Annotated in this window: 17 protein-coding genes; 4 read left to right on the top strand and 13 right to left on the bottom strand. The window is 43.7% G+C overall.

From position 1 onward, the window contains the following. Positions 1 to 63: 63 nt before the first annotated feature. Both ABIC84_RS11350 and ABIC84_RS11345 read left to right on the top strand, forming a co-directional pair. Complete coding sequence (locus tag ABIC84_RS11350) at positions 64 to 999, top strand: alpha-E domain-containing protein (protein ID WP_090532596.1); 936 nt, start codon at positions 64 to 66, stop codon at positions 997 to 999. 96 nt (positions 1,000 to 1,095) lie between these two features. Continuing rightward, positions 1,096 to 2,064, top strand: coding sequence for a transglutaminase family protein (locus ABIC84_RS11345; protein WP_426583390.1), 969 nt, complete (start codon positions 1,096 to 1,098; stop codon positions 2,062 to 2,064). 80 nt (positions 2,065 to 2,144) lie between these two features. On the opposite strand, the gene ABIC84_RS11340 is transcribed toward ABIC84_RS11345, so the two are convergent. The 7 genes from ABIC84_RS11340 to ABIC84_RS11310 form a co-directional block, all read right to left on the bottom strand. Further along, positions 2,145 to 3,359 carry a glycosyltransferase family 4 protein gene (locus ABIC84_RS11340; RefSeq protein ID WP_426583388.1) on the bottom strand — a complete coding sequence of 405 codons (1,215 nt, stop codon included), beginning with the start codon at positions 3,357 to 3,359 and terminating at the stop codon, positions 2,145 to 2,147. Between the two features lie 57 nt (positions 3,360 to 3,416). Beyond that, positions 3,417 to 4,013, bottom strand: coding sequence for a ribonuclease HII (locus ABIC84_RS11335; RefSeq protein WP_426583386.1), 597 nt, complete (start codon positions 4,011 to 4,013; stop codon positions 3,417 to 3,419). Positions 4,014 to 4,099: 86 nt separating this feature from the next. Next, a complete protein-coding gene (locus ABIC84_RS11330) occupies positions 4,100 to 5,338 on the bottom strand; it encodes a PP2C family protein-serine/threonine phosphatase (RefSeq protein ID WP_426583384.1) in 1,239 nt (412 codons plus the stop codon). 40 nt (positions 5,339 to 5,378) lie between these two features. Beyond that, positions 5,379 to 6,587, bottom strand: coding sequence for an ABC transporter permease (locus tag ABIC84_RS11325; RefSeq protein ID WP_426583381.1), 1,209 nt, complete (start codon positions 6,585 to 6,587; stop codon positions 5,379 to 5,381). Positions 6,588 to 6,827: 240 nt separating this feature from the next. Then, positions 6,828 to 7,958: a glycosyltransferase family 2 protein gene (locus ABIC84_RS11320; RefSeq protein ID WP_354485171.1), complete on the bottom strand. Its 1,131-nt coding sequence runs from the start codon at positions 7,956 to 7,958 to the stop codon at positions 6,828 to 6,830. Beyond that, positions 7,955 to 8,917 (bottom strand): hypothetical protein, encoded by a 963-nt coding sequence (locus ABIC84_RS11315; RefSeq protein WP_426583379.1) that lies wholly within the window; start codon positions 8,915 to 8,917, stop codon positions 7,955 to 7,957. The genes ABIC84_RS11320 and ABIC84_RS11315 overlap by 4 nt, the downstream gene beginning before the upstream one ends. A gap of 82 nt (positions 8,918 to 8,999) precedes the next feature. Beyond that, positions 9,000 to 9,845 carry a dienelactone hydrolase family protein gene (locus ABIC84_RS11310; protein WP_426583377.1) on the bottom strand — a complete coding sequence of 282 codons (846 nt, stop codon included), beginning with the start codon at positions 9,843 to 9,845 and terminating at the stop codon, positions 9,000 to 9,002. Between the two features lie 211 nt (positions 9,846 to 10,056). Between ABIC84_RS11310 and ABIC84_RS11305 the strand changes: the two genes are divergently transcribed. Continuing rightward, on the top strand, positions 10,057 to 11,265 hold the full coding sequence (locus tag ABIC84_RS11305) for a sensor histidine kinase (protein WP_426583375.1): 1,209 nt from the start codon (positions 10,057 to 10,059) through the stop codon (positions 11,263 to 11,265). A gap of 152 nt (positions 11,266 to 11,417) precedes the next feature. Here the strand turns inward: ABIC84_RS11305 and ABIC84_RS11300 are convergent, their stop codons facing one another. From ABIC84_RS11300 to ABIC84_RS11285, 4 genes are all read right to left on the bottom strand, one after another. Beyond that, positions 11,418 to 11,798: an RNA recognition motif domain-containing protein gene (locus ABIC84_RS11300; protein WP_090532614.1), complete on the bottom strand. Its 381-nt coding sequence runs from the start codon at positions 11,796 to 11,798 to the stop codon at positions 11,418 to 11,420. Positions 11,799 to 12,109: 311 nt separating this feature from the next. After that, a complete protein-coding gene (locus ABIC84_RS11295) occupies positions 12,110 to 12,505 on the bottom strand; it encodes a 3-oxoacyl-ACP synthase (protein ID WP_429263622.1) in 396 nt (131 codons plus the stop codon). A gap of 316 nt (positions 12,506 to 12,821) precedes the next feature. Continuing rightward, positions 12,822 to 13,619: an alpha/beta hydrolase gene (locus ABIC84_RS11290; RefSeq protein WP_426583370.1), complete on the bottom strand. Its 798-nt coding sequence runs from the start codon at positions 13,617 to 13,619 to the stop codon at positions 12,822 to 12,824. An 8-nt stretch (positions 13,620 to 13,627) separates the two neighbouring features. Continuing rightward, a complete protein-coding gene (locus tag ABIC84_RS11285; RefSeq protein WP_426583368.1) occupies positions 13,628 to 14,746 on the bottom strand; it encodes a Zn-dependent alcohol dehydrogenase in 1,119 nt (372 codons plus the stop codon). Between the two features lie 311 nt (positions 14,747 to 15,057). Between ABIC84_RS11285 and ABIC84_RS11280 the strand changes: the two genes are divergently transcribed. Beyond that, positions 15,058 to 16,623: an alpha-amylase family glycosyl hydrolase gene (locus tag ABIC84_RS11280; RefSeq protein WP_426583366.1), complete on the top strand. Its 1,566-nt coding sequence runs from the start codon at positions 15,058 to 15,060 to the stop codon at positions 16,621 to 16,623. A 229-nt stretch (positions 16,624 to 16,852) separates the two neighbouring features. Here ABIC84_RS11280 and ABIC84_RS11275 read toward each other — a convergent pair whose 3' ends face one another. Further along, the gene (locus ABIC84_RS11275; RefSeq protein ID WP_426583364.1) at positions 16,853 to 17,500 is read right to left on the bottom strand and encodes a gluconate 2-dehydrogenase subunit 3 family protein; all 648 of its coding nucleotides are present in this window, start codon (positions 17,498 to 17,500) and stop codon (positions 16,853 to 16,855) included. A 20-nt stretch (positions 17,501 to 17,520) separates the two neighbouring features. Beyond that, positions 17,521 to 19,257: a GMC family oxidoreductase gene (locus tag ABIC84_RS11270; protein WP_429263621.1), complete on the bottom strand. Its 1,737-nt coding sequence runs from the start codon at positions 19,255 to 19,257 to the stop codon at positions 17,521 to 17,523. Positions 19,258 to 19,353: the final 96 nt, after the last annotated feature.

Genomic DNA, 19,353 nt, shown 5'->3' with positions numbered 1-19,353 from the left:
CAAGAAGGATGCGGAGCTAAGTAAATCCGAAATTGAACATCCGAATTCCGAAATTTAGATCATATGTTAAGCAGGGTTGCAGCAAGTTTTTATTGGTTAAGCCGCTATATTGAGCGCAGCGATGGTATGCTGCGGATGCTCAAAATTAATTATGCCTCATCGCAGGATACAGTGCAGGAATTTACCTGGGAACCTGTAATGAGGATTTTTGCCGGGCTAAACGCCGGCGAAGCCGAAAAACTGGACAACGACAGCCGGTCGGTTTTAAAGTATATGGTTACCGGGAAAAATAATCCTAATTCAATACTCAACATCATTACACTGGCACGAGAAAACGCCCGCGGTGTACAGGAGCACATCACCAAAGACCTTTGGCAATGCCTGAATGAATATTACCACACCGTAAAAGATCCGCGGCTGGAACGCGCCCTGCACCGGGAAGACCCGATAGGGGTACTGGACGTACTGATAAAACAAGTAATGCTTTATTACGGCACAGTGGAGATTACTATGGAGCGCGGCGAAGGCCGCGCATTTATGAACATTGGCAAATACCTGGAGCGGGCCATCCAGTCGGTTGATATTTTGGATACTAAATTCAGCTCGATAAGTGACAACCCCGATCTGCTTACGGATACCACTTACTGGAAACACCTGCTGCTTTCATTGGGTGGGTACGAACTGTATTTAAAAACATACCGTGAAGGCTTTGAGGCCGAAAATGTTTTGGAACAGGTTGTACTGAACAACGATTTTCCGCGCTCGGTTATTTATTCGGTAAATAATATTCAGCGCTATTTCGACAGATTGAAGAATGACAGCAATGCCGATGACTACAGGGAAATGTCGTTTCAGATAGGCCGGTTGCAAAGCCGCATCAAATACAGTTCGGTAAAAAGTATCAAGCAGGAAGGCCTGCACCTGTTTCTCACCCAGATCAGGAGTGAGCTATACGGCATAGGCAATTCATTAAACCAACATTACTTTGCTAATTCATGATAACAATTTGAAGATGTTTTGATTTGAAGATTTGAAAATGCCGGTCTATCTTTTCATTTTCAAATTTTCAAATCCTCAAATTAAAAAATTAAAACAATGCCTGAATTTAAGATTCAACATATCACCAAATACACTTATGAAGGCCCGGTTCGTGACAGCGCCAACCAAATCATCCTGTTCCCGATAAAAGATGAATACCAGGAAGTGGTAAAACAGGAGCTAAGTATAACCGGCAACCCGGTAGTTGATACTCATACCGATTACTATGGCAACGAGGTTGGCAGCTTCACCTACAGCGACCAGCACAATATGCTGGTCATTAACTCAAAGCTGGTTGTTATTACCCGCCAGCGCCCGTTGCCGGTTAACGATATTTTTCCGGAGCAGCAATGGGAGGATCTTAAACGTCTTCAATACATGGTGCCCTATATTGATTTTCTAAAGCAGGAATATTTTGAAGGCCTGCCCGAGCTACAGGCAATAGTTGAGCAGGAACGGCGTAAAGATGAAACGCCCTTTCAGATAGCACTTCGTTTTTGCGGCTGGGTTTACAAAAACTTTGAGTACATCAAAGGCGTTACCACGGTTGAAACTACGCTGGATGAAGTGTGGAAGCTTAAAGCCGGCGTTTGCCAGGATTTTGCCCATATTTTAATGGTGATGCTTCGCCAGCTTAAAATACCATCCCGTTATGTAAGCGGCTATATCTGCACCCATAGCAGTGCTATGCGCGGCGAAGGGGCAACCCATGCCTGGGCCGAAGTGTATGTGCCCGACTACGGATGGCTTGGCATCGACCCTACAAATAACTGTATTGCCAATGAAACTCACGTACGCCTGGCTGTTGGCCGCAATTTTTCAGATTGTTCGCCGGTTAAAGGCGTTTATAAAGGCGCCTACGGCCACAAGCTGGAAGTATCAGTAATTGTTGACGATGCAGATACTATTGTTTTTGAGGATAAAACCCACGAATCGCCGGCTATGCACGCGGTAGCCGAATTTCCTAAAAACAGCTATCAGCGATATATGGAGATCATTCAACAGCAGCAGCAACAACAGCAGTAGGTCAGTTGGCAGTGGCAGTTTTCAGTTGGCGGTAGCAGCGGAGAAATTGTTGTCACACCAACAATGGCATAGGGAATCCCTTATTCAGGTAAATCAACGTCCAGGCTTTGATAAAAAGCAACAAGGCCCGGTGCTATTACATGTACATCATGCTGTTCTTCAATTAAACGGCGGGCGTTGAGGCCAATGTTACGGCAAAATTCTTCGTCGGTAATACAGCGTTCAATGGCATCATAAAACTCCTGCCGGTTATTAGCAATAAGGATATTAGTGCCATTGGTAAAATTGATGCCTTCGGCACCTAATGAGGTAGAGATAATACATTTTTCCATGGCCATGCCCTCTACTATTTTAACCCGCATGCCACCACTTGAAAGCAAGGGTACCACCATAATAGCCTTACTATTCACAAACTCAGAAGCGTCGTCAACCTCTCCCTGGATAAAGATCTTTCCCATCGCTTCATAATCATCAAAGCTATCGGGGATATTATGTCCGGCAACATAAAATTTTACGCGGAGGTCGCCCTCGGTAAGGTCTTTATAAAAATTCTCAATAAACCATTCAATCCCCTCCCGGTTGGGCATCCAATCTAACGAACCTAAAAAAAACAAACTTGGGAACTCCGTTTTATTATAATCAGGCTTATAATCGGTCAGGGAAATACCTACCGGAAAAATATCAACCGGGATGGTAACACCGTATGATAACAGCGTTTTTTTATCTTCATTGGTAAATACAGCAATGGCATCAAATTTATTAAGCTGCTGCAGTTCATAATCTTTCACCCGGCGGGCCAGCAAATGCAGGTACCACTTCTTAAACAGGTCGCTTTTTCGTTGTGCCAGCCTCATCCATACCTGGTGTTCGATATTATGCGACCGGTAAATCAACCTGGCTTTGGTATGCTTACGCATAGCGGTCAGGTAAGGCGTTACAAACAAGCCTTCAAACTGGATAACATCGTATGCCGTCTGGCGCAATTCGCGCAGCAGGAGTTTTTCAAATTCGGCATTGTAATAACGATCAACATCGTTTGATTTTTTGTTGAACAGGTTAGTTATGGAATCAAGTACAGATATATTGATGTTAATGTCATATGATGTGTACCTGATCTTCTGCATCAGCTCATCTTCGTTTGTTTGTACACTGCCATGATATCTTTTCCCGTTTAAAGCTACCAATGCAACTTCATGCCCAAGTGCAATCAGCCCTTTTATGGTATTGCAAACCACAATAGCGTAACCGCCATTCTGCGGAAATGGTACACGATGTGTTAAAATTAGGATCTTCAAACGGTGGATTTGGTTTTTAACAAAAATACCATCCTGAACGTGGTATTCAAAACTTCATTAAAAAATACTTAACTGCGGATCGGTAACCCTGAAAGTGCGGCGGTGATAGGGCGTAAAACCAATCTTCATTACGGTTTCGCGGTGCCTAATGGTTGGATAGCCTTTATTGGTATGCCATTCATATTCCGGGTGTTCGGCCGCTATTTGCATCATATAATCGTCGCGGTAGGTTTTGGCCAGGATAGATGCAGCCGCTATGCTGAAATATTTTCCATCGCCTTGTATAATACACTCATGCGGGATGTTCCGGTATTTTTTGAAGCGGTTGCCGTCGATGATCAGAAACTGGGGTTCAAGATGTAATTTTTCGATGGCCCGGTGCATAGCCAGGAATGATGCATTGAGAATGTTGATCTCATCAATCTCCAGATTATCAACAGATGCGACGGCATAAGCCACCGCTTTTTCCTCAATTTCGGCACGAAGCTGGTACCTTATTTCTTCGGTAACTTGTTTGGAATCGTTCAGCAGGTGATGGTCAAAATCGGAGGGTAAAATCACTGCGGCGGCAAAAACAGGCCCGGCCAAACATCCTCGCCCCGCTTCATCGCATCCTGCTTCCAAAAATTCGTACTGGTACCTGGCTGATAACATCCGGCAAATATAATAAGAGTTGTAAACGTGTTAGTAAAACAATTAGTATGATGTGTTTTTCAACATGCGGCTAACGCATCCTTTACTTAAAAAATTTTTAGCGTAAGCAGGGTAATATCATCAATGGGCTTGCTTTTATAAACGTTGCTCAAATAATCCAACAGCGCCTGGTTAAAATTATCGGGCGATAGCTCGCCATGCGCAAGCACAAAATCAAGTAATTTATCCTCATTCCATATTTTGGTGCTGGGCGATTCAAAATCCATGAGCCCATCTGTATAGTTAAAGATCAGGCTGCCGGGCTCCACATCAACTTCGCCCTCGTTTAAAAAAGGCAGATCTTCAAAAACCCCAATCATGGTGGTACCCAGTTTAAGCGGAATGGCTCCCCCTTCTGAATAAAGTATGGTTGGGTTGTGCCCTGCATTAATATAATTAAGCCGCCGTTTTTTTTGATTATATCGCGCAAGAAACAGGGTGATAAACCGTTCGCCCTTGGTATTGCTGAGTACAATTTTATTTAAACGGTCAATAATATTGGTCAAATCACCTTCAACCGCCGCCCAGGCATGCAGGCTGGCCTGGAAGTTGGCCATCAGTAAAGCAGCCGAAATACCCTTCCCCGATACATCGGCAATACACCATAAAAACTCGTGCTCATTAAGGCGGATAAAATCAAAATAATCACCGCCTATGTTTTGATGCGGAAGATACTTAGCCCCGATCTCCACACTTTCGTCCTTATGTTCACGCATGGGGATCAGCATATTTTGCACCTCCACGGCAAGCTCCATCTCGCGCAAAAAACGTTCTGATTGCAGCCGTTCGCGGAAAAGTTTTTTATTTTCAAGCGCCACAATAATCACGTTCATCAGCGTTTGGATGAAATTAAGATCATTGTTAAGCATCTCACCCGAGGTATTAAAATCGCCGATAAGGGCGTAGGCAAGTGCCTTGCTTTTGTGATATACCGGGATAAAGTAATTATATTTTTTAAGGACAGGGTCGCGGTGCCCGGCAATAGCTATAGGCGCTTTAACCTTACTCAGCTTTTTACACGCACGGGCCAGCACTACCGACGATTCAACGTCGCCGCCATACTTGGCTATACAGGCAAATTTATCATCCTTTTCAATCAAAAACCTGAGTTTACCTACCTGCAAATAGTTTTGCAGGATAACTTCCAGCATTTGAATGAGGATAGGAGTAGCGGTATTTTTGTTTATGGCCCGCGTAATTTCCAATAAAGAATTTAATTCCGACTGCCGTTTGAGCAAAAGCCTGATCAATTCGTCTTCGCCGGAACCGTCGTCTATATTCAGCATATTGATATAAGTACGCTGACTAAAATAGAAGAAATAATTTTTAAATACGAGTACTTTGTGATTTTATATCAAAGGCATCGCGCAAGCCAACAGTAACCAGGTTAAAAGCATAAACCAGCAGCATAATGGCCATACCGGGAATGATAGCCAAAAAAGCCGAATCCATAACAATATAACCATAATGTTCCTTGATCATGCCGCCCCAGGTTGGCATAGGCGGCTGTGCGCCAAAACCCAAAAAACTAAGGCCCGCCTCTAAAAGTATAGCCGAGGCAAAGTTTGAGGAGGCCAAAACCAGTATCGGCCCGGTTATGTTGGGTAAAATATGTTTAGCTATAATGCGCTTGTTGCTAAAACCCAATGCCCTTGCGGCCTCGATGTACTCCACCTGTTTAAGGCCCATTACCTGACCGCGCACCAGGCGCGCCACTTCAACCCACATGGAAAGGCCAACGGCTATAAATATTTGCCATAGTCCTTTACCCAACGCAAATGATATGGCTATTACCAGTAACAGGGCCGGCAGCGCCCATAAAATATTCATCAGCCAGCTTAATGAGGCATCAACCCATCCCCCAAAATAACCCGCTACCGCACCTATAGTTACGCCCAGCAGCATACTGATGATAACCGACATTAAACCCACAGCAAGCGAGATCCGCGTGCCCAGCAGCAGGCGGCTTAGCATATCCCGGCCATAACCATCAGTACCAAGCCAAAAAGTTTTAAAGCCAATGTTTTCTTCATAAACCCTTCCCCAAAACCTGCGATAAACACCGTCATTGGCTTCCCTCACAACAATTTGGCCGTTATAATTAAAAGTAACCCTCCCGTTTTTATAAACCGGCTTTTGCCCGGTCATTACCTCAAAAATATTGTAGGCTTTTTTCTCGGGCTTATCTTCATCGCCAATATATCCGTTAACGTAAATAGAATCTTTAACGAAATGATACCCGGTAACGGGAACTTCTTTATAAAACGACGGCTGCCCATACAGCATCCTGCTGAAAAAATTTACGGTATCAACAGCCTCCGCTTTCCTGAGCTTTAACATCATATAGGTTGAGCCCGGCTTTTTTATACTGAGCTGTATGATCATATTATTGGCCAGGGGCGTATCATCGGGCATAATGAGGTAGCCCAGTATCGCAACAAGCAGCGTGAGCAGGATAAATACAAGCCCGCCTACAGCAAGTTTATTACGCTTAAAAACACGCCAGGTGCGTTTTGCTGGTGTAATTTCGGCCAATGTGTTAATAGTTCATGTGTATTGGCTAAATATCGCTTAAATAGGAGCAATTAGCAATAAGGACAGGTTTCTTTACAATCAAATAGCCAAAAGCAGAAAGCTTAAGGCTGAAAGCTGAATTACAGCTGAAGCCGAAAGCATAAATGGAAGTTAAAAACGAAAAGCCCAAAGCCTATTAACTTAAACTATGCTTCGTCGCAAAAGGATGAAGCTTTAGGCCTTCAGCCTTGAGCTTTCGGCTTATTTAACGATTCTGCCTTTCCAGGCATACTTCTTATTTTTCCCTAAAAAACCGATAATAACGAAATAAAGGATATTAAGCGGCAAAACAAAGCTTACGTACAACAGCAGTTCGCGCCGTTTTAAGAAGTTCATGATCGGTGTCATGTATAACAAGTCTATCGCATATTTAATTCCGATAGTAAGCAAAAACAATTTCAGGAAACAGCTATCGAAAATACCCAGCACGGCTGTTAGCAATAGCATAAAATTACACAGCCAGATACTGAGCGCAAAAGCCACCATCTTTTTATTTTTGTACTTGGTTGATTTTGATGCCCAACGGCGCCGTTGCTGCATAAACTCTTTTAAATTAGGCTTTGCGTGGGTATATACAATTGCCTCGCGCCGTTTTAAAAAGGCTATCCTGCCGGGATAACGTTCTCCAACCTTGTGCAATAAAAGTTCATCATCGCCCGAGGCCAGATCATCGATGCCGGCAAAGCCGCCTACTTCATAAAATACATCTTTACGATAAGCAAAATTTGCCCCGTTACAGGTGGCAGCAAAACCATGACCTAAAAACGCGCCCCCCATACCAATAAGCGATGAAAAATCAAGTGTTTGCATGCGCTCAAATACCGATTGCTCCTGGAAATAAGTTACCGGCGAAGAAATCATAACCAAGTCATGCTGCTCATAAAAGCCAACTATAGTACGCAGCCATTGATTACCCATACGGCAATCAGCATCCGTTGCTACCATTAAGTCGCCTGTTGAAAGTTTAATGGCTTCGGCTATCGCTTTCTTTTTATAGGAGTTAAGTGTTTCACCAAGCTTAAGTTGCAACAGCTTTACGCCCTGTGCCGCATAACTGCTAATAATAGCTGCGGTATTATCGGTTGAATGGTCGTCAACAATAATGACCTCCACCAGGTGTTTGGGATAATCCTGGGCCAAAATATCTTCAATGGTAAGGTGAATCTTTTCTTCCTCGTTACGGGCCGCAATAAGCACAGTAACTTTGGTGCTAAATGTTTGGGCGATAACCGGAGGGGTGGTGACCTTTGCCCAGCCTATCCGGAGATAGATGAGCAACAGCACATAAAGCCCTATGGAAAATAATGAAATAATACTAATCAGCGCGGTCAAAAGAATTTGAGTTTTAAAACAAAAAACGATCCTAAAATAGCAGGAATAAATAAATTAATAAGCCATATTGACGATACACCGGCTATTACGGCGATATTTTGATCGGTCACATACACAAACAGGTGCGAAGCAGTAAAGCCGCGTACACCGATATCAAAAAGATCAAGCGAAGGGATAGCTGATGATACCACGAAAAAAAGCATCAGCATGAGCATCATGGGTACAACAACCATATGCGGCATTAACAACTGAAAAACCAGGAAATACTGCATTGAAAACGTGATATACCGCGCAATGCTAAAACCCATGATGTTGATAAGCTCGTGGGTGTGATACCGGCCCATTACTTCAAAAAAGCGGTGATATTTTTTGATGAACGGAACCCTGTCAAGCAAAGTAACCGCCCACTTGATATGAAAATAAAATATCAGCTGCATAGCTGCAATTACAACGCCGATAACAACTACCCCCCAGGCCAGCAATAAATTGGCATGAATAAAATTGACTACGAACCAGATCATGGCTATTACGCCCAAAACATTGGTTACCGAACCTTGGCTAAATGAACCTACGCCCATGGCAAAAATACCCGGAATACGTTTGCGGGGGGGTAAAAACATCACACGTCCGCCATATTCGCCCAGCCTGTTTGGTGTGGTTACTGCCCAGGTAAGGCCGCAAAAAACCGCCTCAACAGCTTCCCATAAAGAAATATTGATTAATGTTTTGGTTACATAGCGCCATTTAAGCGCTTCCAGAAACCAGTTTAAAAACATCAATATAACTACCAGTCCCATAACAATAACAACATGGGTAGTACTTATTTGCGATGCGAAATGTTCAAACTGCTTTAGGTCGTTATTCTTTTTGTTGAACTGCCGGTAAATAAACCACCCTGCAATTATCAATATACCGGCCTTAAGAAGATACGAAACAACCTTTTTAGCAGAACGTGTCAAGTAGATAAATTTTTATGCAATGTTACAAAAAAATGGGGCATGCCAAAGCTTGCCCCATACAACACGATACTGTTAATTTTGTTTACTTCAATCTTGCTTTTAAAAACACCAGCGTATTTGCATAAGCGTCTTTGGTAGCATCGCTGTTATAAATAGGATTGCTCGGGTTTGCAAAACCATGGTCGGCATCATACTGGTGCAGATAAACCTTTTTTCCGGCGGCTTTCATATCAGCATCAAATTTGGCTACAACCTTAGGGTTAATCCACTGATCTTTATTGGCGAAGTTCCCCAGCACATCGGCGTTTAAGGTTTTTAGTTTATTTACATCCTGTTCGGGCATGCCATAATACATTACACAAGCTACCGCCTTTTTACCCGCAAGTAAGCTGGTTTGCAAACTCCACCCGCCGCCAAAGCACCAGCCAACAGTAGCAATATGTGCTTTGGGGCCGGCATATGCTATGGCTCCGTTTACTATAGCGCGGGCCCTGTCGTCATTTACCGCTTGCATAAATTTCCCCGCGTCTTCGCGTGTGGCAGCTACCTTGCCGTCGTATAGGTCAAGGTCAATGATGTTGACGTTACCCAGGTCATTATAAAGCTTTTCTGATTCTTTTTTTACATAGTCATTAAGGCCCCACCATTCATGTATCACCAATAGATAATTGTTAGTAGGTTTTTTAGCTTTCATAAAAAATGCTGATGCCTGTTTCCCGTCGGATGTTTTGTAGGTGATGACCTCGCCTATACTGCTTTGAAAGCGGATTGGCAAAGGATTTTTGTGCGACAATTTGAACCGGGTATCGGAGGCCAGCATGGCAAACTGCTGTGTTGCCGATGGATTACTGCAGCAAACTATTTTGCGCTGCGCAGAAGTTATAGTGGCTATGCCGATAAATAATGTAAATAAGAGCAGTTTTTTCATAGGGTTCAATTTTATGTTAATTAACGCTGATGTGCGTTAAAACAATTACGTTGATAATATAGTTTTAGTTGCGGGGGTTAATGTGATTAACCGGCATAAATTTACGATAATGCATACACAATTACCTAAAATTTAATGCACGCCTGTTTATTATCCATTGAATCTTATGTGGGTAAAAGCACGTATATAATAATTATCAATATATATTAATATGCCTGTCCCGCCAATTCCTGATAATGAAATGGAAAGGCTTTTAAGCCTTTCGGAGTTTGATCTTGATTATACCGAACACAAAGACAGTTTTAAAGACCTGGCCAAGCTGGCAGCCAAGGTTGCCGGTACGGAGGTTTCGCTGGTTAACCTTATCGACTCCTATACCCAATGGAGCATCAGTGGTCATGGTTTAGAAATCGAACAAATGCCGCGTGAGGATTCGGTTTGTCAGTATACTATTATAGACGGAGAGTATTTTGAGGTTGAAGACTTACGGAATGACGAACGTTTCCGGGATAAATTTTATGTAACCGACGGACCCAAATTAAGATATTATTATGGCATACCGCTAAAGGTAGGCGACGATCATAATATCGGGGCCTTATGTGTGCTTGATAAAAACGTTAAAGAACTCACTCCCGAAAAGGTTGAACTTTTAAAGATCATTGCTAATGAAATACTAAGCAGGTTAAAAGACCTGAAAGTAATTAACAAACTAAAAAGTAAGCTTGCTGAAGCCAGCGAAATTCAAAAAAAGGTGGCTCATGATATCCGCGGGCCGTTAAGCGGGATCATCGGCCTCGCCCAGCTGATCAGCGAACAGGGAGAGGCAAACCAGATAGAAGAAGTGCTGGAGTTTACCAACCTGATCCATAAAAGCGGGCGGTCGATACTGGAGCTTGCAGATGAGATCCTGAGTGCTGATAAAAACGATCATAAACGCATATCCAATGGGGCGGAATTTAACCTGCTGGTATTTAAAGATAAAATTGAACGGCTTTTTATTCCACAAGCCCGCAATAAAAACATTTTGCTTACGGTTACAACCTCATCCGAATCGGAGCGGGTTCCCTTTGCCCGGAATAAACTATTACAAATAACGGGGAACCTCATCTCAAACGCCATAAAATTTACTCCGGCCGGCGGTTATGTTAATGCAGACCTGAGTCTCGAACTGAACGACCATACCCATATACTGCAAATCCAGGTGAAGGACAGTGGTGTTGGCATAGATGAAAAAGGTATCGAAAAAATACTGAAAGGCAATGCAGCGTCAACAGCAGGCACAACTGGCGAAGCCGGCTTTGGCTTTGGGCTGGCATTAGTAAAACATCTGATTGAAACCCTTAAAGGGACAATCAGTATCTACTCAAAACCTGGCGAAGGGACTGTATTTGAGGTAAGGCTACCGCAAAAAATGCAATAATAAAAGAACCTGTCCGGAGAATAATAGGGCATAAAGATTTGCGTAGGCAAAAAAATCCCTAAATAAGTTGTTTCCTGAAGGTAGATTATAGATGCAATGCTTAAGGTAAAATACCGGCCTAAAAGCCCGGTATTTTACCTTAGATTATATTTTTACCAGCTTTTGCCGCCGCCGCCACGGTTATCTCTTGAATAGCCGCCACCGCCACCGCGGTTGCCGCCACCGTAACCACCGCCGCCACGGTTACCACCACCGTAGCCACCGCCACTGCTTCTGCGGTCACCGCCTGGTTTTTTCTCTTCTGCCTGGCTTACTGCAATTGATCTACCTTTAACTTCAGAACCGTTTAGGCCGCTTATAGCTTGTTGTGCTGCCTCATCATCTGCCATTTCAATGAATCCGAACCCTTTGCTTCTTCCTGATTCCCTGTCAATAATAATTTTTACGGAGTTAACTTCACCATAAGCTTCGAAAAGCTGCTTTAAATCGGCTTCCCCTAAAGAAAAAGGAAGACTTCCTACGAATATGTTCATTAATATTTAGTTTTTAATGGGCATGCTTTGTTAATTACCCACGTTTTGTTAACATCAAATATAGTAATAGATATTTGATGATTACTGCATGTTTATGTGAATGAATGCTTTTATTTTAAAAAAAATATTTTTTTTGATCGTTTTGGGAAGATAAATCAAAAAAGCCAACCTATTAATACAAAGGTTAATTGCTTTTGTTTTAAAAGCGTGCTGTTTTTGTAAAATAAATATGTAAAGAAAGCGCTGTCAATATTTTTTTAATATTAACGTAACAAAAATTTATTTTCCGGAGATAAATCAGCAGCAAAAATTTAAACTACCGATTCGATCTGGTAGCGTTTGCCATTCAGGGTAAACTCTTCCCCCGCTTTTTTACCGCTAAGCAGGTTTCCTACAGGCGATGCCGGCGACACCGCAAAATAAGTTTTGCCATCAAGCATTAAAGCGCCCGCGCTTATTGCCAGGTAAAAATTGCCCTTATTGGTAAATATCACACTGCCGGATTCGGCATGCATCGATACCCCGGTGGTATTGATGCGGTTTAAAGCCACCAATAGTTTGTTGGCTTCATTTAGCTGCGCCATATTGCGGTTGGTTTCCTGCTGCATCATTTCACGCCCGGTTTCATATTTATCACCCGCGCTGCTTTTGGTATCATCGGTTGACGCCCTTTGGGCATCGGCTATGGCAAGTTCCGCGGCCTCCATGATTTTACGCACATGATTAACACACAATTGATGTAATTCTTTCTTCAGATCGCCCATTTATGATATCAAACAAAAGACTAAAATAGGTGAAAAGATCAAATTTTATTGGCAGAAAAACTGCTGTAAAATAAAAGCCCCCTTGCACTCGCTGCTTGGGGGCTTTAAACCTAAACCTTATCACTATTTGCAGGCGTTAACCTACAAAGTAGATAAACGTTATTAAGTGCAATAATGGTATGTCAGCCTAATTAAAACTGACAAAATAATGATATTCGCACATTACAAGCCAGTCCTTAGTGTATATTAACAGCCTCATCTACAGTTTACCGGCAAAAAATTTAAGGGTTGAAATAATATGTTTTGCCCAGTATGACCACTCGTGTCCGCCCTGGTTTTCTTCATAAATATGAGGAATCTTCTCCTTATCCAGCTTTTTATGCAGGTCACGATTATAATTAATCAGCAAATCATTTATACCGCAATCAAACCGAACAGGCGGCAGCTGGGCCCTGTATTTTTTAAATGTTGCAAACACATCTTCATCGGCCACAATATCCTGTGCATAGGTTTTTAAGGGCTCGCCGGCAAAAAGTTTGATTTGCGGCAAGCTTGTTATAGATGAGAGGCCCGAGATAGCTTTAAATTTATGCCCGTATTTTGCGCCTATCCTCAAAGCACCGAAGCCGCCCATAGATAAGCCCGCTATAAAAAGCGGTGAGTTTTGCTTTGCACCGGGAATGTTTTCCATTACAGCAGTTGGAACATCCTCGGCTATCCATTGCTCAAAATTAAAGCCGCTATGTGGCAAATAACCTGAGCCATCACCCCAAAGCCCGTCTGACGGCATGGCTAATATCATTTTTGGCAATTCGCCTTTTTCAATCAGCTCATTGGTTTTTAAATGAACGCCCCCGCTCATGGCCCAGCTCCAGGCGCTGCCATATACCCCGTGCAGTAATATTACAATAGGTAAAACCTCGTTTTTATTGGCTCCGGGCGGAACGTATACGCAAATATCACCCCGGCCCTTTAAATTGGGCGTTTTTACAGTTATAAACCGTAGCTGATTACTTTCATATTGCGGATTGGAAATTTCTGTTGTTTTAAATGGCATGAGCTTTTTTAGTCGAACACGATAACCCCTTTGGCATTCCTGCCTTTCAGCATGTCATCAAAAGCTTTATCAAGTTCGTTTATAGAATATGTACGTGTAATCATTTCTTCAAGTAATAAGTGCCCGCTGGTATAATGTTGTACTATATCCCGAAAATCAATTTGCGGGCGGCACTTACCATAAAGCGGGTTAAGGTAAATCTTATCCCATTCAAAAAGGCGCATATCAATGGTGATGTCCTGTTCAATACCGCTTACCTGTACGGCCGTACCGGCATTGCGCACCATAGCTAAAGGGGCTGCTCCCAATTCGGGAATAGCGGTGCATTCAAAAGCATAATCGGCCCCGCGGCCACCGGTAAGTTTTTTTACTTCTTCGGCGGCCTTAAGGAGGCCTATATCATCTTTCGTGGCTAAAATAGTGTGTGTTGCACCAAACTTAACAGCCATTTCAAGCCGGGTGGGGTTAATATCAATGGCTATGATCATACCTGCGCCGGCAATTTTTGCACCTTGTATCACATTAAGGCCAACACCGCCGGTACCCAGCACCACTGCCGATGAACCTGATTTTAGTTTAGCCGCATTCACCACAGACCCATAACCCGTCATTACGCCGCAACTGATGATACTTGCCGCAGGGAATGACATGGTTTCCGATGTGTTTTTCACCACTGCCGACTCTTTTACCAAAGTATATCCGGCTATGGTACCGATATTGAAAGACCTTAAAATGGGATCCCCATTAAGCGTTGTTCCGTCAAGGCCGGCATGGCCCGGAGTGTAGCCATTCCCGCCGGCTGCAACCGGCGAGGCTACTTCACACAAATGCAGATTATCCTCCAGGCACTGAAAGCATTTGCCGCAATGCATGGCCCAGTTTAAGATCACCTTATCGCCAGGTAGTACACTGCTAATATTTTTCCCAACCGAAACCACAATACCAGCACCTTCATGCCCTATAATGAACTGCTTTCCCCAGCTTAACGAGTCATGATCGGTATGGCAAAGTCCCGCTGCTTTTATTTTAACCAGCACTTCATCATCTTTCGGTTCGTTCACCACAATATCCTGTACCGAAAAACCACCCTTTCCATTGGCAATAGCCGCCTTGCATATTATAGCCATAATTGAAGGATATGTTAAACGCTTTTCATGCGCCATTAAACCAGTTGAGCAAATAATAGCAACCACTATAGCTTGCCATATTAGCAGTGCTGGATTCGCCAAACCTATGTAACAAAAGTAGGTTAAGCCATGATTCTAAAACTTTAGCAAATTGTCCAAAAAGTGGCCTATATTATCCTCGCAGGCGCTTTTTCTTGCATTTGACAATATTTTTAAAGGGTCGCCGGATAAAATACACCAGTTTTTCACACCTGTAGTTATTGTTAATAATCAACCCTTTACGTTACTTTAAACTCCAATTATAACAAACCATGAAACTAAATAAGCTTTTTATCCTGGGCTGTTTATCGTTTGGCTTTATCCCCGCCGGCGTTAAGGCCCAAACGGGAGCGCTGGGTAATAACGAAATTATTTACCATGTATTCCAGCGAAGTTTTTACGATAGTAATGGCGATTATCACGGCGACCTGAATGGCATCCGCAAAAAGCTTGATTATATACAGGAACTCGGGGTTACGTCAATATTGCTTACCCCACTTTACCAATCCGCTTTTTATCATAATTACTTTGCCATTGATTTTGAGAAGATCGACCCGAAATATGGCTCCCTGGCCGACTACCTTAAACTGATCAAAGAGCTGCACCGCCGGGGGATGAAATTTTATATGGATATGGAAACCCAGTATGTAACCGAAGATTCCCGCTGGTGGAAAGAAGCCTTCGGAAATCCCAAATCAAACTACAGTGATTATATTTTATGGGATGATAAGGACAACAAAAAGCCGTCAACCATAGTATATAACCTCACGGGGCTGACAGGTTACGACAGCGTAACCCGCAAAATAACTACCGCAAATCTTAACAGCGAGGCTTCTAAGGCTTATAATCTAAAATTGTTCAGCTACTGGATAGACCCTAATGGTGATGGCAAATTTGATGATGGAGTAGACGGTTTCAGGCTTGACCATATGATGGACGACCTGGATAATAAAGGCCGTCTTCCACATTTATTCGATACTTTCTGGAACCCTTTACTAACCAAGCTAAGGACCATCAACCCTAAAATTAAAATAGTAGCTGAACAAGCCAACTGGTTTAGTCTTGGTACTGAATACCTGGAACATGGCGGCGTTGACCGGGTATTTGGGTTGCGGCTGTGTTTTGCTATCCGATCGTTTGATAAAAAGCTGCTGTTGGCCAATGCCGATTCAACGCTGACTATGCTGCCGCCCGGTAAACAACAGGTAGTTTTTATTGAGAACCACGATGTGCCGAGGTTTAGCTATGCGGTTAAAGGCGATCTGGCTAAACTAAAAGCTGGCTGTGCATTTAACCTGTTAATGGGCGGCATTCCATCCATTTACTACGGGCAGGAGTTGGGCATGACCGGCACCACGGCAAATTTTGGCGCTACCGATGCCAATGAAATTCCCGACAGGGAAGCTTTTGAATGGTACAGAAGCGATACAGGCAAAGGCATGGCCCTGTGGTATAAACAAACCGGCCCCTGGAAAGATCAGTTTAATAACGATAAGCCTAATGATGGTATCTCCCTCGAAGAAGAAAAACAGGACCCAAACTCATTATGGCATTACTATAAACAGATGATCGCCATCCGCAAAGCAAATCCCGCTTTTGCTGACGGCAGTTATAAAACCATCGGCAATGATAATGATCATGTTTTTAGCTTTATAAGGAAGGATGCCGGACAAACTATACTGGTGGCAATAAACCTGTCGGATAAAGAAACAGGAGCGACTTTTGAAGCCGGAGGCAATCCGGTTAATATTATTGGGGACGCAAAACCGGTAGCAAAGGGAGGAAAGCTGGCGGTTAATTTGCCAGCGTTTGGGGTGGAGGCTTGGGAGTTGAAGTAAAAACCTGCGCCCGTTTAAAACTTGCGCTCGTTTGCAACGAGCGCTTAATATGGTTCGGTGATTGTATCGCCGGTCGCGTTATAAACGCAAACCCAAGTTAAGAACTGAAGTAGCTGGCACAAATAAAAAAAACGTCATTGCGAGGAACGAAGCAATCCCAAACTATACAAAGCGGCTCTGCTTATCGGGGATTGCTTCGTTCCTCGCAATGACGGATTCATTAAACTTCTTACATCGAAGCCGAAGCTTTCACATTTTCCATGCCGTAATGTTTCAGGATATCATCAGGTACACCTGTCCATTTGCCGGGTTGGTTACCTGCGTAGCCAATATCTTTCACCCCGATTTCGCTGGTGAAAAAGCCCGAAGCAGTAAGATCGCGCATGCGGTTGAAGAAAGCTACACCCTGGGCCATTTCTGGTTTGGCTTTTTTAGGGTAAGCGATCATATCAATTAGCTGGATCTGCTGATCTTTAGTGCAGTCGGTAAATGGCTTGCCGAAACGGTTAAGGCATTGCAAATCGAGCCAGCGTAAACCACCGCGCATGGGAGTTTGATGATCGGGCATATCTTTTACAATAAACTCTATAAAATCCGGCACCTTGGCGTCTGAGGCGCTGCCCGATTTTTCATCTTTTGGGATAATGATATCGGCCAGTACAGTGATGGTAGCCATTTCGGCGGCGGTGAAAAATTTATCGGCATGCAGTTTTTTATCCCGCTCAACTTCAAACGGCTGGCGACCTACTTCATCGCCGGCTGCCGCGGTGGTTGTTTCTTCCGCGCCTTTTTTTGTATCGGTTTTACAGGCCTCCAGTAATAATCCTGCCGAAAGTGTACCCAAGCCCAGGGCTTTGAGGGAGTCACGTCTGTTCATAAAATTGTTATGTTAGCTTGTTAAACGTTTAATTTTTTTCTTTCCTGAATAATGTATTCTGCGGTACGCATTGACAATGCAAGGATTGTCCATGTTGCGTTTTTATCCCCTTGTTGTACAAACGGAGCGGCATCAACCACAAACAGGTTTTTACAATCATGCGCCTGGCACCATTTATTTAGCGCCGATTTTTTAGGGTCGTTACCCATGCGGATAGTACCAACTTCATGAATGATCTTACCCGGAGTTTCCAAACCATAATTGGTTTCAGGACCTTGCGGCGGCCCATATATTGCTCCGCCCATGTTATGCATAATTTCCTGGAAGGTTTCCTGCATGTGCTTGGCCTGTTTAATTTCTTCAGGAGCCCATTTGTAGTGGAAGCGCAACACCGGGATCCCGTATTTATCAACTACGTTAGGATCAATTTCGCAATAGTTATCATAACGGGCAATAGCAGTACCACGACCGGCCATACCAAACTGGGTACCATAAAAACGACGGTAGTCATCTTTTAACGAAGCACCATAACCACCGGCCTCTTTCATTTTACCATCGCGGCCAGGCACTACGCCATTCATGTTTTGGATACCGCCGCTAAAACCGTATGACGGCATGTGTAAACCGCCACCATACTCGATGTGATAACCACGCGGGAAATCCAGTTTTTTATTATCAAGCCACCATGGCGAGTAGATGTGTACACTGCCAACGCCGTCTTCATTATAACGCTTGCGGTCCATCAACTGTGGAAGGAAACCACCGGCGCTTGAGCCTGTTGAGTCATGCAAGTAACGACCAACAACACCACTGCTGTTAGCCAAACCGCCCGGGTGCTGGGCCGATTTCGAGTTAAGCAGGATCCTTGCAGATTCGCCCGCACTTGCACCGAGGATAACCGTTTTAGCGTTAACCTGGTACTCCTGCAAATCCTCTTTATTAATGTATGATACACCAACAGCCAAACCTTCGGCATTGGTAATCACCTCGCGTACCATGGCGTTGGTAATCACTTTTAAGTTACCTGTTTTAATAGCAGGAATCACCAAACATGATGATGCCGAGAAATCACCATAAACTTTACAACTGCGACCGCACTGCCCGCAGAAGAAACATGCGCCACGGTCTTTATTGCCCGGTAAAGCTTCTGTTAATACCGAACCACGGCCCGGAATAATTTTAACGCCAGCTTTTTGAGCACCTTTTACTATATAAAGCTCATTAAGTCTTGGTTTTGGAGGAGGCAGGAAAATACCATCCGGTTCGTTCTCCAAACCTTCTTTGGTCCCGTAAACACCTATCATACGGTCAACCTTATCATAGTATGGCTTAACATCATCATAGGTGATTGGCCAATCGTCGGTAAGGCCGTCTTTGGCCTGGAAATCACGCGGGCCCATCCTTAACGAGATCCGGCCCCAGTGATTGGTACGGCCACCCAGCATCCGCGAGCGGAACCAGAAAAACTCTGTTTTATCTTTGGTAGTGTAAGGTTCGCCGTCGATTTCCCAACCGCCATAGGCAGCGTCAAAATCGCCGAAAGGACGGGTAGTACCGGCACCGCGGCGCGGCGACTCCCATGGCCATTTTAACTGTTGTGAATCTTTAGCAGGGTCAAAGTAAGCACCGGCCTCAAGCATTAAAACTTTTATCCCGGCGTTGGCCAATACGTAACCGGCCATACCCCCGCCGGCACCCGAACCAACAATCACCACATCATAGGTGGCTGATGATTTTTTAATTTGCAGATCGCTCATATTATATCAAAGTATCCTTCTTTCTTATAGGGAGAGGAAATTACACATGCCTGGAGCATGTTAAAACACAATTTAAGTTATGGTAAAGATATGAAC

The organism is Mucilaginibacter sp. 3215, from assembly GCF_050433785.1.
GTDB lineage: Bacteria > Bacteroidota > Bacteroidia > Sphingobacteriales > Sphingobacteriaceae > Mucilaginibacter.
The sequence above is the reverse complement of the archived record's forward strand: the minus strand, read 5'-3'. Positions and strand labels throughout refer to the sequence as shown.

Coding starts and splice junctions, on each gene's coding strand:
- ABIC84_RS11350 (WP_090532596.1), top strand. CDS start 64: ATGTTAAGCAGGGTTGCAGCAAGTTTTTATTGGTTAAGCCGCTATATT.
- ABIC84_RS11345 (WP_426583390.1), top strand. CDS start 1,096: ATGCCTGAATTTAAGATTCAACATATCACCAAATACACTTATGAAGGC.
- ABIC84_RS11335 (WP_426583386.1), bottom strand. CDS start 4,013: ATGTTATCAGCCAGGTACCAGTACGAATTTTTGGAAGCAGGATGCGAT.
- ABIC84_RS11330 (WP_426583384.1), bottom strand. CDS start 5,338: ATGCTGAATATAGACGACGGTTCCGGCGAAGACGAATTGATCAGGCTT.
- ABIC84_RS11310 (WP_426583377.1), bottom strand. CDS start 9,845: ATGAAAAAACTGCTCTTATTTACATTATTTATCGGCATAGCCACTATA.
- ABIC84_RS11305 (WP_426583375.1), top strand. CDS start 10,057: ATGCCTGTCCCGCCAATTCCTGATAATGAAATGGAAAGGCTTTTAAGC.
- ABIC84_RS11300 (WP_090532614.1), bottom strand. CDS start 11,798: ATGAACATATTCGTAGGAAGTCTTCCTTTTTCTTTAGGGGAAGCCGAT.
- ABIC84_RS11295 (WP_429263622.1), bottom strand. CDS start 12,505: ATGGAGGCCGCGGAACTTGCCATAGCCGATGCCCAAAGGGCGTCAACC.
- ABIC84_RS11290 (WP_426583370.1), bottom strand. CDS start 13,619: ATGCCATTTAAAACAACAGAAATTTCCAATCCGCAATATGAAAGTAAT.
- ABIC84_RS11285 (WP_426583368.1), bottom strand. CDS start 14,746: ATGGCTATAATATGCAAGGCGGCTATTGCCAATGGAAAGGGTGGTTTT.
- ABIC84_RS11280 (WP_426583366.1), top strand. CDS start 15,058: ATGAAACTAAATAAGCTTTTTATCCTGGGCTGTTTATCGTTTGGCTTT.
- ABIC84_RS11275 (WP_426583364.1), bottom strand. CDS start 17,500: ATGAACAGACGTGACTCCCTCAAAGCCCTGGGCTTGGGTACACTTTCG.
- ABIC84_RS11270 (WP_429263621.1), bottom strand. CDS start 19,257: ATGAGCGATCTGCAAATTAAAAAATCATCAGCCACCTATGATGTGGTG.